Annotated in this window: 12 protein-coding genes; 7 read left to right on the forward strand and 5 right to left on the reverse strand. The window is 72.5% G+C overall.

The genetic code is table 11. The features are described 5' to 3' along the window. Positions 1–72 precede the first annotated feature (72 nt). Entirely contained in the window at positions 73–945 is an 873-nt protein-coding gene (locus ACLJPY_RS04445; RefSeq protein WP_410586716.1) for an oxygenase MpaB family protein, read from the forward strand. On the opposite strand, the gene ACLJPY_RS04450 is transcribed toward ACLJPY_RS04445, so the two are convergent. From ACLJPY_RS04450 to ACLJPY_RS04460, 3 genes are read right to left on the reverse strand one after another with little or no spacing between them, the layout of a single operon-like run. After that, complete coding sequence (locus ACLJPY_RS04450; RefSeq protein WP_410586717.1) at positions 937–1,986, reverse strand: hypothetical protein; 1,050 nt, start codon at positions 1,984–1,986, stop codon at positions 937–939. The two genes, ACLJPY_RS04445 and ACLJPY_RS04450, sit on opposite strands and share 9 nt — an antisense overlap. 12 nt (positions 1,987–1,998) lie before the next feature. Next, entirely contained in the window at positions 1,999–2,691 is a 693-nt protein-coding gene (locus ACLJPY_RS04455) for a hypothetical protein (protein WP_410586718.1), read from the reverse strand. Then, entirely contained in the window at positions 2,688–3,599 is a 912-nt protein-coding gene (locus ACLJPY_RS04460; protein ID WP_410586719.1) for an ABC transporter ATP-binding protein, read from the reverse strand. Before ACLJPY_RS04460 ends, ACLJPY_RS04455 begins: the two co-directional genes overlap by 4 nt. A gap of 71 nt (positions 3,600–3,670) precedes the next feature. On the opposite strand from ACLJPY_RS04460, the gene ACLJPY_RS04465 reads away from it, so the two are divergent. From ACLJPY_RS04465 to ACLJPY_RS04475, 3 genes are read left to right on the forward strand one after another with little or no spacing between them, the layout of a single operon-like run. After that, the gene (locus ACLJPY_RS04465; protein ID WP_410586720.1) at positions 3,671–3,970 is read left to right on the forward strand and encodes a PadR family transcriptional regulator; all 300 of its coding nucleotides are present in this window, start codon (positions 3,671–3,673) and stop codon (positions 3,968–3,970) included. Further along, positions 3,967–4,737, forward strand: coding sequence for a hypothetical protein (locus tag ACLJPY_RS04470; RefSeq protein ID WP_410586721.1), 771 nt, complete (start codon positions 3,967–3,969; stop codon positions 4,735–4,737). Before ACLJPY_RS04465 ends, ACLJPY_RS04470 begins: the two co-directional genes overlap by 4 nt. 3 nt (positions 4,738–4,740) lie before the next feature. Continuing rightward, a complete protein-coding gene (locus ACLJPY_RS04475; RefSeq protein ID WP_410586722.1) occupies positions 4,741–5,592 on the forward strand; it encodes a hypothetical protein in 852 nt (283 codons plus the stop codon). Here ACLJPY_RS04475 and ACLJPY_RS04480 read toward each other — a convergent pair. Beyond that, positions 5,556–6,392 (reverse strand): alpha/beta hydrolase family protein, encoded by an 837-nt coding sequence (locus tag ACLJPY_RS04480; RefSeq protein WP_410586723.1) that lies wholly within the window; start codon positions 6,390–6,392, stop codon positions 5,556–5,558. The two genes, ACLJPY_RS04475 and ACLJPY_RS04480, sit on opposite strands and share 37 nt — an antisense overlap. Positions 6,393–6,543: 151 nt before the next feature. On the opposite strand from ACLJPY_RS04480, the gene cysC reads away from it, so the two are divergent. Beyond that, positions 6,544–7,143, forward strand: a complete 600-nt coding sequence (gene cysC / locus ACLJPY_RS04485) for an adenylyl-sulfate kinase (protein WP_410586724.1) — start codon at positions 6,544–6,546, stop codon at positions 7,141–7,143. 11 nt (positions 7,144–7,154) lie between these two features. Here the strand turns inward: cysC and ACLJPY_RS04490 are convergent, their stop codons facing one another. After that, positions 7,155–8,522 (reverse strand): hypothetical protein, encoded by a 1,368-nt coding sequence (locus ACLJPY_RS04490; RefSeq protein ID WP_410586725.1) that lies wholly within the window; start codon positions 8,520–8,522, stop codon positions 7,155–7,157. Between the two features lie 512 nt (positions 8,523–9,034). Here ACLJPY_RS04490 and ACLJPY_RS04495 point away from each other — a divergent pair. Both ACLJPY_RS04495 and ACLJPY_RS04500 read left to right on the forward strand, forming a co-directional pair. Beyond that, entirely contained in the window at positions 9,035–10,072 is a 1,038-nt protein-coding gene (locus ACLJPY_RS04495; protein ID WP_410586726.1) for a ParB N-terminal domain-containing protein, read from the forward strand. Positions 10,073–10,216: 144 nt separating this feature from the next. After that, entirely contained in the window at positions 10,217–11,056 is an 840-nt protein-coding gene (locus ACLJPY_RS04500; RefSeq protein WP_410586727.1) for an AfsR/SARP family transcriptional regulator, read from the forward strand. The last annotated feature ends 373 nt before the right edge of the window (positions 11,057–11,429 follow it).

The raw sequence follows: 11,429 nt of genomic DNA on the forward strand, positions 1-11,429 counted from the left end.
TGAATTACGACTATTGCGCTCATTGGATGCGCTTGAATGACGCGGGTAAACTCACGGTGATCGGAGAGGTTCATGACGGAACGGGCAGCTGAACCGCTGGGCGCGGACAGCGTGATGTGGGACGTGGCCGGGGAGCTGCGCGCGTTCCTCGTCATTCCGTCGACGCTGCTCCTCCAGGTGATGCACCCGGTCGTCGCGGCGGCGGTCGGCGCGCACTCGGTGTTCCGGACGGACCAGTGGGGCCGGGCGAGCCGGACGTCGGACTCGATGCTGCGCTACATCTACGGCGGCGAGCTGGCTCTCGCCGAAGCACGACGGCTGCGGGAGCTGCACGAGCCGTTCCACGGCGTGGACGCGCAAGGCCGTCCCTACCACGCGCTGAACGGAGCGGCGTACGCCTGGGTGAACGCGACGCTCGTCGAGCGGTACCTGGCCTCGTGTTCGCTGTTCGGGCCCGAGCTGTCGGCGCGGCAACAGGAGCGGCTGTACGCCGATTCCGTCCAGCTGGGCCACGTCCTGGGCGTCCCCGGCCGCGAGATGCCGGCGACGTTGACCGAGTTCCGCGGCTACTTCGCGACCATGGTCCGCGAACGGCTCGAACGCACGGACGCGGCGCTGGCGGTGCTGTCGGACCTGCGCGACCCGCCACCGCCACCCGCACTGCCGGCCGTGGTGTGGCGGCTGCCCGGCGTGGCCCTCGGCCGCGCCGCGGGGTTCCTCACCACCGGGACGCTGTCCCCGGAAGTACGCGACTTGCTGGGGCTGCGGTGGACGCCCGCCGACCAGCGGCGCTTCGACCGCTTCGCGGCCGGCGTGCGCACCTGCGTGCCGTGGTTGCCGGAACGGCTGCGCTATGTCCCCGCGGTGCTGAGGGTGAGAAGGCGGGCGGCCCGGGCTGGGGGACTCCGGACCGCCCGCGTGGCCGGTGGGGCGGGATCAGGGTGACACGGCCGAGCCGGGCCGCGCGCCGCCCCGGCTCGGCAGGGCGGCGGCCGCGCCGAACACGAGCAGCCCCGTCGCCGCGGCGGTGATCACCGTGATGCCCGCGTAGGTTCCGACGGAATCGACTTCCGCGTGGTGGCCGAGCAGCTGCCAGATTCGGTCGCGCAGGACCGCGGCCGCCGGAAGGGCCAGCGCGCCGGCGATCACCGCGACGCGAGTCGCCTTCCGGAGCCGGCCGGCCGGCTGCCCAGTCTGGCCGCGCGGTTCGGCGATGTGCAGGACCGCGTTGGCAATCAGGCAGAACGCGAGGAATCCGCCGAATCCGACCAGCACGCTCATGCCGAACAGCAGCGGGCTTTCCCCGCCCTCGCCGAGGGCCTGCATCGAGGCGACGCCGAAGCCCGCGAGCGCGCTGAGCAGCACGGCAAAGGCCACGATGTGGTCGCGGACGAAGCCGATCGGGCGGTCGAGCCGCCCACCGGTGGTGCGGCGGACCAGTTCGGCCAGGTCGTCGAGCCAGTCGCCGTCCGGCCGGCCGGACGCGGTGTGCGGCAGCCGGCGCAGCGCCGTCCGGTGCAGCGCGAAGCAGGCGCCGGCCAGGAGTGCCAGCGGGAGCAGGCTCGCGACGAGCCACGGCGTCCTGGTGTCCCACCGGTCGCGGTCGGCCGCCAGCAGCACGGCGACCACGTCGGTCAGGACGGTCAGCGCCACCAGCGCCGCACTGACCAGGCAGGCCCGCGCGATCTGGTTGACCCGGAACACCGGCTGCGGCCGCCCGCGCCGCCACAGCGAAGCCCGCACCACCATCAGCGCGGTCACCGCCGGCACGAGGAATTCGGTGAACGAGATCATCCCGTGGTACGGGTCGTCCTGCCACGGCGTGCTGCGGCTGATGCCGGCGAACTGCGTGGTCGCGTACGCCCAAGCGGTGAACACGGCCCCGGTGAGCACGCTGCACCACAACGCCCACGCAGCGGGTCGGCGGGCCGGATGCCCGGCCGGGATCTCCAGGACGTCCCGCGGGCCGGGGAGGTCGGTTTTCATCGAAGCACCTCGTCAGCTGTTGATGTCACGCCGGGCGAACAGGACCAGCGCCACGACGTCCAGCAGGATGAACGGCACCGTCGCGTGCAGCACCGCCGCGGCCGGGCTGGTGTGGTACCCGATCACGCCGAGCGTGAAGTCCTGCAGCAGGTTTCCCGGCAGCCACTGGTCCAAAGTGGACGAACGGCCCTGGAGCACCTTCTCGGCGGGCAGTACCCAGGCGATGGTGATGGCCAGCGCCGCGGGCACGGACCTGGTGAGCACCCCGACGGCGTGGCCGAAAATGGTGAGCGCCACGCAGGCGAGCGCGAACTGCCCGGTCGCGACGGCCATGTCGCGCGCGGTCGCGGTCTCCCCGAAGACGCCGCCGGCGGCGAACGAAACCAGCCCGATGATCACCGCGCTGCCGAGCGCGACGGTGACCGAGGCGGCGAGCTTGCCGGTGAACACCGAGATCCGGGACGGCCGGGAGATCAGCCACGGCCGGATCGTCCCGGTCGAGAAGTCGTTCGCGGCGACCACGGCGCCGCGGCCCATCAGCAGGGTCGCGGTCAGGATGGCCACCTCCCGGAAGCCCCACAGCGGCGGATGGCCCTGCGGGCCGGCGTTGCTCATCGAAAACAGGGTGAACACGATGCACAGCAGCAGGAACACGAGGGTGGTCCGGCTGCGGGCGCGCAGCAGTTCGGCGCGGAAGGTGGTCATGAGCGGGCTCCGGCGATCGCGATGTGGAAGGCTTCTTCGAGGGTCGGTGCGAGGTGGGACAGTTCGATCAGCTCGATGTCGGCCTTGACCGCGGTGCTGAAGATCTGCTGCGCGACGGCGTCGGCGTCGGCCGCGGTTCCGGCGGTCGCCCGGATGCCGTCGCCGGTGTGCACGGCGTCGACGTGCTTCGCCCGCAGCAGCTCGGTCAGCCGTGCGCTGTCGCCGGCCCCTGCGGCCCGCACCCGCAACGTCGGCGGTCCGATGAAGGAGTCGAACGGGCCGTCGTAGAGGATGCGGCCGCCGTGCAGCAGGGCCAGTGCGTCGGCGGTCCCTTCCAGCTCGCGCAGCTGGTGGCTCGAGACCACCACCGCCGTCCCGGCGTCGGCGACCGTCCTGATCATCGTGCGCAGGTGCACGATGGCCTCCGGGTCGAGCGCGTTGGTCGGCTCGTCGAGCAGGAGCATGTCGGGCGAGCGCAACAGCGCCTGCGCCATCGCGACCCGCTGCCGGTAGCCCTGGGACAGCGTGCCGGCCCGGCGCTTGAGCACGTCGCCGACCTGTGCGAGCTCGACCACCCGGGCGACGTCCGCGGTGCCGGCGCCGGTGAGCACCCGGTGCATCTCCAGGTTGCGCCGGACGGTCAGCCCGTTGAACAGCGCGGGGGCTTCGATCATCGCCGAAAGCGCGCGGCTGCCGTCGCGGCCCGGGGTGACGGTCACCGAGCCTTCGGTCGGCCGGATCAGCCCGGTGATGATGCGCATCAGCGTGGACTTGCCCGCCCCGTTGAGCCCGACCAGCGCGGTCACCTGCCCGCGCTGCGGGGCCCAGGAGACCGATTGCACCGCGACAGTGGATCCGAACGTCTTGGCGACGTTGTCCAGGACCACTGGTGTGTCGTTTTCCACCATGGCTCGGATAGTACACGGCGCGTACCACGCGTCGCGTACTACTATGCTGGGAGCAGAGCGAGGGAGAACGGATGCAAGCCAACGACGCGCAGACCTTGGTGCTGTGTGCACTGGCCGACGGCCAGTTGCACGGCTACGCCATCAACAGCGCGATCGAGCAGCTGACCGGTGAGCGCCTCGGCGTCGGCAGCCTTTACGGCGCACTGGCCCGGCTGGAGGCCAAGGGGCTGGTCGAGTCGCTGGCGGAACAGGGCAGGCAGCGGCCGGTGCGGCTGACCGACCGCGGCCGCGAGGTCCTCGAACGCGAACTGCGCGCGATGGCCCGTGTCGCCGACGCGGGACTGCGCCGGTTGGGGGTGAACCCGGCATGAGCTGGGCGGCGCGGCTCGTTCGGCTGTACCCGGCGTCCCTGCGCAGCCACTGGGGCGCCGGGCTCGAGGACGAGGCGGGCGCCGCCGGCTGGCGACGGCTGCCGAACCTGTTGGTCGGCGCCCTGGACATGTGGGTGCACCCGGTGGTGTGGCCCGCCGACTCGGGCGCGCAGCGGCGCAGCCGGGCCGCCGCACTGGTGTTCGTCGTCGGGCTGAGCGGCTGGCTGCTCGGGCACGTCGCGGTCGAAGACGCACTGCTCCCGGCGGACGTGGTGCACTCTTGGGCGGCGAACCTCAGCGATGTCCTCGTGCTGGCAGGCCTCGTGCTGGTGGTCCCGTTGCCGCGGCTATCCGTCAGGGCGGTGGTCCGCCTCGGCGCGCAGGCGCTCCGCCGGCTCGCGGTACCCCTCCTCATCGGCGGCGCGGTGTTCGTCACCGCGAACCTGTCCGCGGAGCTTTCCCCCGCCCTGCGCACCACCTTGCTGATCGGGTGGTGGCTCGCGCTCGTGCTGGGCGCGGTGCAGGTGTGCGGCGTCATCGCCGGCCTCGACCCGGACGACGTCGTGGCGCCGCAGCCCGGGCGGCTGTGGTGGGGGATCGGCGTGGTGGCCACGGCACTGGCGGTCGGGAGCGGCGTCGTGCTCTGGCCCACCGTGGTGGACGGCGTCACCGGACTGCTGCCGACGCTGCTGGGTGGAGCGTTGCTCGTGCTGACCGTCCTGTGCGGCTGGACGCTGCGCGACCTGTCCACCATCGCCGCCGACTGACCCGTGCGCCGGGATCTCGCGCGGCAAGCGGTCGTCCGCCCGTTCGTGCTGCTCGTGCGCAATCCGGGGGTCCTCGTCGTCGCGGCCGTGGTGCTGGCGTTCTCCCTGCTGGTCCCCGACCAGGGCATCGCGGCGGACGTGTTCCGCCCCGGCTGGATCTTCGACGCGGGACCGGCGGAAGTGTGGTCGCTGGTGCGCTCGCCGGCCGTCCTGGCGGTGGCCGCGGCCGGGTATACGGGCAAGATCTTGATCAGTTCGGCCGCTTCCCAGCAGCTGCTGCTGGTCTTCCGGGACGGCCGCACGACCTTGCCGGCGACACTGCGGTCGATCAGCCTCGGCACCGTCCACTGGTTGTTCGTCGCCGAACTGGCGATCTACGCCCTCTGCGCGCTGGCTGCCCTGATCGGGTACCTGCCCGCGTTGCTGATCTGGCGCACTGCCGGGGTCGACCTGACGGTTCCGTTGCTCGTCGTCGCCGTGCTCGCCTTCCCGGCCGCCTATGCGGCGGTCTCCACCGCGATCGTCGCCGCCCCGCTGCCGGCGTCCGCGCGCGAGCGGACGTCGGTGCTCACGTCGCTGCGCGGACGGCGGGTGTTCGGGCGGCTCTACGGCCTGTTCGCGGTCCGGGTCATCCTGGAAACGGTCCTGCTGGGCGTGGCGCCGCTGGCCATGCTCGACGTCGTGCACAGCAAGCCGCTCGCCACGGCGGCCGTCGGCGCGGGTCTGCTCGTCCCGTCCTTGTTCCTGCGCGGCAGCTGCTACGCGCTGATGCTGTACGCACTGCGCCCGGTCCCGGTCGTCGAGAGGGTTTTCGGGCGCTACTTCACCGAGTCCGAACCGGTCGGGGCGAGGTAGTCCGGCGCGGCGAACGCGGTCCGGATCGCGTCGAGAACCGCGTCGAACGCCGCCGAGGTCGGATCGATCAGCTCGAAGTGCCCGGTGCCCGGCAGGATCGTCAGCCGGACGTCGCCCCCTTGGGCGAGCGCGGCCGCGTGGAACCGCACGCTCTGGCTCACCGGCACGCGGTCGTCCTGGTCGCCGTGGACGAGCACGCACCGCGCGGCCGACGGCACGAGCCGGATCGGGTCGGCCACCCGGTACCGGGCGGAGAGATCGTCCGGCGGCCCGCCGAGCAGCCGGTGCACGGCACCGTCGTCGAGGTTGCGCCGATGGCCGTCGACGAGGTCGCAGACCCCCGCCAGGGAGACGACGCCACCGACTTCGAGCCTGCTCCCCGGGATCCCCGGACCGCCGTCGGGCAGCCGGTCCCGCAACGCGGTCCACAGCGCGAGGTGGCCACCCGCGGAGTGCCCGACGAGGACGGTCGTTTCGCGGCGGGCCAGGCCGCCGGTGAGCCGGGGGAGCGCGTCGACCGCCGCGGCGACGTCGGTGAACGTGCCGGGCCAGCCGCCTGCCCGCTGCCCGACCCGGTGGTATTCGACGGCGACGGTCGTGTAGCCGTGGTCGGCGAGCGCCGCGCAGAACGGCCGGATGTGCGCGCGATCGTATTCGGCGGCCCAGAATCCGCCGTGCACGACAACGGCGACCTTTTCACCGCCCTGCCATATTTCGGCCACGCGTTCGGGGCCGGAGCCGTATTGCTCCGTCCGGTCGGCCGGGCGGGCCCGCAGGGCCAGGACGTTGGCCAGGCTCATGCCGCTGATCTCCTTTTCCCCACAGGAATCCCGGTGGCGACCCTAGCAAGGTGCGGCGGGGCGGACAACAGGCCGAGGTGCCGGGAACTTGACCGCCGGCCCGGCGGCGCCGATATCCTGGCACCCAGCGGAATATCCGAGGGGGCGGGAAATGACCGCGAACGTCCATCGGCAGGCCACCGCCGTCGGAAAGGCGGCGCGAACGAGGTTGAACGGGCACGAGCCGCTGGTGATCTGGCTGACCGGCCTTTCCGGCGCGGGCAAGTCGACGATTGCCAACCTGGTCGAGGAACGGCTGCACGAATCGGGAGCGCATACCTACCTGCTGGACGGGGACAATGTGCGTACCGGGCTGAACGGTGACCTCGGGTTCGGTGACGCCGACCGGCGGGAAAACGTCCGGCGCGTCGCGGAGGTCGCGGCGTTGATGGTGGACGCGGGTCTGGTCGTGGTCGTTTCGCTCATTTCGCCGTTCGCCGCGGATCGGGCGCTGGCCCGCGGGCTGGTCGGCGACGGCGAGTTCTGCGAGGTGTTCGTCGACGCCCCGCTGCCGGTCGCGGAGGCCCGTGATCCCAAGGGCCTGTACCGGAAAGCCCGGCGCGGCGAGCTGAGGAACTTCACCGGCATCGATTCGCCGTACGAACGACCGCGGAATCCCGACGTCCACGTCGACACGAGCGTGCTTTCGGCAGAAGAGGCCGCCGACACGATCCTGGCCTGGCTGCCGGTGACGGCGGGAAGCCCCGGCTGACCGGGAGCCGGTCACTCGGTGGCCGGAGTCCGGCGCGTCGGCCGGCTCGTCACCTCGTCGAAGCGGTCGGCCGTCTGGCGGGCGAGGACGCTGTCGTGGCGGGCGAACGATTGCCGGAGCAGGCGCAGCCGCTGGCGTGCCCGGCCCGAGTCCACGGCCGCGGCGTCGGGCAGTGCCGCGAGCGCGGCTTGGCTGGCGCCTTCGAGTTCGCCGGTGGCGAGCCGGGCCTCCGCGAGGGACAGCGAGTGCAGGAGACGGTTGCGCCGCTGGGTCTCGTCCAGTTGCGCGAGTCCGGTCGACAGCAACGGTTCGGCGCGGCGGGGCCGCCCGAGCTCCAGCTGTGCGCGGCCGGCGTCCGCGGCGAGCAGCGCCGGCGTGAGCCACCGGATCCACGCCGGCCGGTCGGCCACCGGACCCGCCTCGTCGAGCCGCTCCGCGGCCTCGGCCAGCGCCGCTTCGCACGCGGTCTCGTCCCCGGCGCCCGCGTGTCCGCGTGCGAGCCGGGTCGCGAGCAGGGCGTGCAGCTCGTGCATCGGGGAGCTTTCGACGCCCTGGCGCGCGACGGTCAGCACACGAACCGCGTCACGCGGACGGCCGCGCCAGGTGAGGTGGTAGGCGAGGCAGGACAGGACGTAGGCACCGAACTCGCGGTCACCGGCGACGCTCGCGGCCCGCAGTGCCGCGAGGTGGTGGCGCTGGCTTTCCCCGTACCGGCCGAGGTCGGCGAGCAACCAGCCGCCGGCCTGCGCGAGCTCGGCCGCCACCAGGTACAGCTGCCGTCCGGTCGAGGCGTCGTGGCTGCCTTCGTCGAGGAGCTTCACGATCCACCGGAGGTCGTGGACGCACCAGTCCGCGACCGGCAGCCCGCCGTGCCGGTCGTCCATCCGCCGCAGCTGGTCGAGCCGCTCGGCGAGCACGTCCGGCAGTTCGCGGAAGAACCCGCCCGGTTCGCGGCCGGACGGCACCGGCTGCCTCGTCGCGGTCAGCCAGTCGACCGCGACGGACAGGAGCGTGGTGCCGGGGTGCGGCGCCACGGACTCCGCCGGAAGCCGGCGTGGCGCGGCGGTCAGCCGCCGGAGCGAGCGGGTGGCCGACTCGACCGACCACGCGCGCTCGATGTGATCGTCGGCGGCCGTTCCGCTGTCGGCGCGGCCGGGCCAGATCTGACCGATTTCGACGGGCTTGCCGAGCCGGCCGGAAAGGACTTCGGCGACGAAACCGGGGATGCGTCCCCGGGGAAAGGAGCCTTTCAACCAGCCGTACGGGGCTTTCGGGCTGACGGTTCCCTGGCCGTATTCCCGGTTCAGTTCACGGGCCAGCCGCTCGGGCGACCAGCGCAATTCGGCCAGGTATGTGCCCAGCTGCGGGCCTGTCGTCATCGGTGTGCCTCCCCCAGGCCCCCGGCATCGCCCGCGCCGTCCGGACGGCACCGCGCCGGGGTGTGATCCAGCGTGGCACAGGCCCGCTCCCCGATGCCAGTTCCGGCACGCGGAGCCGCGATATCCGGCAATGGCCGTTCCGGCGGGCGGGAGCGTGACGCGGGGATCGGAGGTGTTACTTCTTGACGAAGCCTGACTTCCGGCTGACCATCCTTACCCGGTCGGGGGTTCTGCGGCCGCGGCGTGGCCAGTGTAATAGACGTACGGTTGCCGTCGTCCGTCCTGCGGGCGCGTCGGCCGGTGAACTGGGCGGCTCGTTGGGGAATGGTTGTCGTATCGGGGGACGGGACGGCGCACGAAAGCGGAAAAGGCTCTTTCGTGCTGCGAAATCCACGGGATCGGGAGTGGCTCCGCTCCGTGCCGCGCGGGGTTCCACCGCGCCGGGACGCGAACACGACCGCGGGCGTACCGGTTCCCGGACGGCGGCCGCGCTGCGATCGGGAGGGGATTGCATGACGGGGCAGGAGCACGCGCCGGTGAGTGGGACATCCGGTTTTCCGTCCGGGCGGGCGCTGTCCGCGAGACCGGACGCGGGCGTGGTCATGGTGGCGGTGACCGACCTCCTCGCCGCCGATTCGCCGCGGACCGGCGGCGACGACCTGGCGCACGTCCGGAACATGGCCGAATCGGCGACCGAGCTGCCGCCGATCATCGTGCACCGGGCCACGATGCGGGTCATCGACGGGATGCACCGGCTCCGGGCCGTCATCATGCGAGGCGGCGACCGGATCGCGGCCCGCTTCTTCGACGGTTCCGCGGAGGAGGCCTTCGTCGTGGCCGTGCACCAGAACGCGGTGCACGGCCTGCCGTTGTCGAACGCCGATCGCACGGCCGCCGCCGGGCGCATCCTCCGGTCGCACCCGCAGTGGTCGGACCGGCGGATCGCGGAGATCGCGGGTCTCTCCGACAAGACGGTCGGGGCGATCCGCCGCCGGCTGCCCGTGAACGTCTCCGGCCAGCGGATCGGCCGCGACGGCCGGGCGCGCCCGGTCAGCGCGCGGGCCGGCCGCCTCCGGGCCGGGGAACTGCTGGCGCGTCGTCCCGACGCCCCGTTACGCGAAGTCGCGGCCCAGGCGGGAATCGCGTTGAGCACGGCCCGGGACGTTCGCCGCCGGCTGAGTGCCGGCGAAGGGCCGATCCCGCCGAAGCGGCCGCGGGTCGCGAGACCGCGCACGCCCGTGGCCGGGCCCGGACCCGCCGGCCACGAGGCCACGCCGGTCTCCGTGCCGGTGCAGACGGGCCCCGGCGACGTCCTCCCGGCCCTCCGTGAGCTGGCGCGGGACCCGGCGCTGCGCGCGACGGTGGAGGGCCGGGCCGTGCTCCGGCTGCTTAGCCTGCACACCCAGACCTTGGACCACTGGGAGCGGCTGATCGTCCGGCTGCCGCCTCATTCGCGGACGGCGGTGGCGCGGCTGGCCCGGCACTGCGCCCGCACTTGGGACGCCGTGGCCCGGCGGCTCGAAGGCCATCGCGCCGCCGAACGGCCTTGAGGACGAGGCGGCCGGTTTGTGCTAGAACGAAGAAGGTGAATTATCGGCACGTTTAGCCGATTGTGGGGGTGGGGATCCGGATCGGCGGATCGGAAACCGGGTTTGGTTCAGCCGTCAGGAAAACGCGTCTGGGGGGAATTTCGCGTGAGGCAGATCGTGTCCGGCCAGCTGTCCGTGTGTGACCATTCGGGAGGCGAGACGCTGTTCCGGCTTTCGGGAAGAGTGGCGCTGTCGCGGGGCGGGCGCACCACGCCGGTCGACTCGGCGATGGTGCGGGGGCTCTTCGCTGCGCTCCTGCTGGAGCGGGGCCAGTACGTGGCGAAGGAGCGGCTGGTCGAGTCGCTGTGGGACGACCCGCCCCGCTCGGCGCTGGACAACCTGCGGGGGTGCGTGTGGCGGCTGCGCCGGGTGCTGGCGTCCGTCGACCCCGCCGTGGCGGGCAGGCTGACCACCATCGCCGGCAGCCGGGGCGGCTACGCACTGGCGGTGTGCCCCGGCCAGGTCGACGTGCTGCGGTTCACCGAGCTGGCGGAGGAGGCGGGCGTTCGGCTCAGGGCCGGTGACATCGGCGAAGCGGGAGCCGGGTTCGCCCGTGCGCTGGAGCTCTGGCGGGGGCCCGTCGGGCAGGGCTGCGCCGCCTCCCGCGTGCTGCAGGCCCGGTTCCACGCCCTCGAACAGCTCCAGCTGACCGTCCGCGAGCGGCTGGTGCACGTGAAGCTGCTGCAGGGGGCGTCCGCCGAGGTGATCCCCGAGCTGCGCGGCCTGGTCGGCACGGCGCCCTACCGGGAAACGTCGTGGGCGTTGCTGATGCGGGCGTGTTACCTCGCCGGTGACATCGCCGGCACGCTGACGACCTGGCGGCACGCCACCGAGGCGCTCGCGGAGGAGTTCGGGCTGGATCCGTCGGACAGTTTCCGCGAACTGCACGCGTCGATCCTGAACCGGGACGAGGACGGGGTGCGCAACAGCGTCCTGCAGGCTTAGAGCCCGTTTCAATGGCGTAGCCCCTCGTTGATCGCCGCGATGTGCACGGTTGCCTCTCGTAGCGAACGGCAAGTTTGTCGAACCGTGTGGCGACGCCTCGGTTGCGTTTGAGCCGGTTGATGCCGCACTCGACCGCGTGTCGTTGCTTGTGGATCTCCGGGTCGAATGCCGGTGGCCGGCCACCGCCCGGTTGGCGCGGGAACTGCCGGCCTTGTCCGCTGCAGGCCTTGTCCGCCAGGACACGATCCGGCCGGGTCCGGGCACGCCCACCCCCAATCCGGAGCGACCCGGACCCTGGCCAGCACCGCTTCGAACTGCGGTGAATCGCCCCGCTGCCCAGCGGTCACCAGCAACGACAATGGCTTCTGGCCTT

Origin of the sequence: Amycolatopsis sp. lyj-23, assembly GCF_046549135.1 — a bacterium.
Classification (GTDB): domain Bacteria; phylum Actinomycetota; class Actinomycetes; order Mycobacteriales; family Pseudonocardiaceae; genus Amycolatopsis.

Coding starts and splice junctions, on each gene's coding strand:
- ACLJPY_RS04445 (WP_410586716.1), top strand. CDS start 73: ATGACGGAACGGGCAGCTGAACCGCTGGGCGCGGACAGCGTGATGTGG.
- ACLJPY_RS04450 (WP_410586717.1), bottom strand. CDS start 1,986: ATGAAAACCGACCTCCCCGGCCCGCGGGACGTCCTGGAGATCCCGGCC.
- ACLJPY_RS04455 (WP_410586718.1), bottom strand. CDS start 2,691: ATGACCACCTTCCGCGCCGAACTGCTGCGCGCCCGCAGCCGGACCACC.
- ACLJPY_RS04460 (WP_410586719.1), bottom strand. CDS start 3,599: ATGGTGGAAAACGACACACCAGTGGTCCTGGACAACGTCGCCAAGACG.
- ACLJPY_RS04465 (WP_410586720.1), top strand. CDS start 3,671: ATGCAAGCCAACGACGCGCAGACCTTGGTGCTGTGTGCACTGGCCGAC.
- ACLJPY_RS04470 (WP_410586721.1), top strand. CDS start 3,967: ATGAGCTGGGCGGCGCGGCTCGTTCGGCTGTACCCGGCGTCCCTGCGC.
- ACLJPY_RS04480 (WP_410586723.1), bottom strand. CDS start 6,392: ATGAGCCTGGCCAACGTCCTGGCCCTGCGGGCCCGCCCGGCCGACCGG.
- cysC (WP_410586724.1), top strand. CDS start 6,544: ATGACCGCGAACGTCCATCGGCAGGCCACCGCCGTCGGAAAGGCGGCG.
- ACLJPY_RS04490 (WP_410586725.1), bottom strand. CDS start 8,522: ATGACGACAGGCCCGCAGCTGGGCACATACCTGGCCGAATTGCGCTGG.
- ACLJPY_RS04495 (WP_410586726.1), top strand. CDS start 9,035: ATGACGGGGCAGGAGCACGCGCCGGTGAGTGGGACATCCGGTTTTCCG.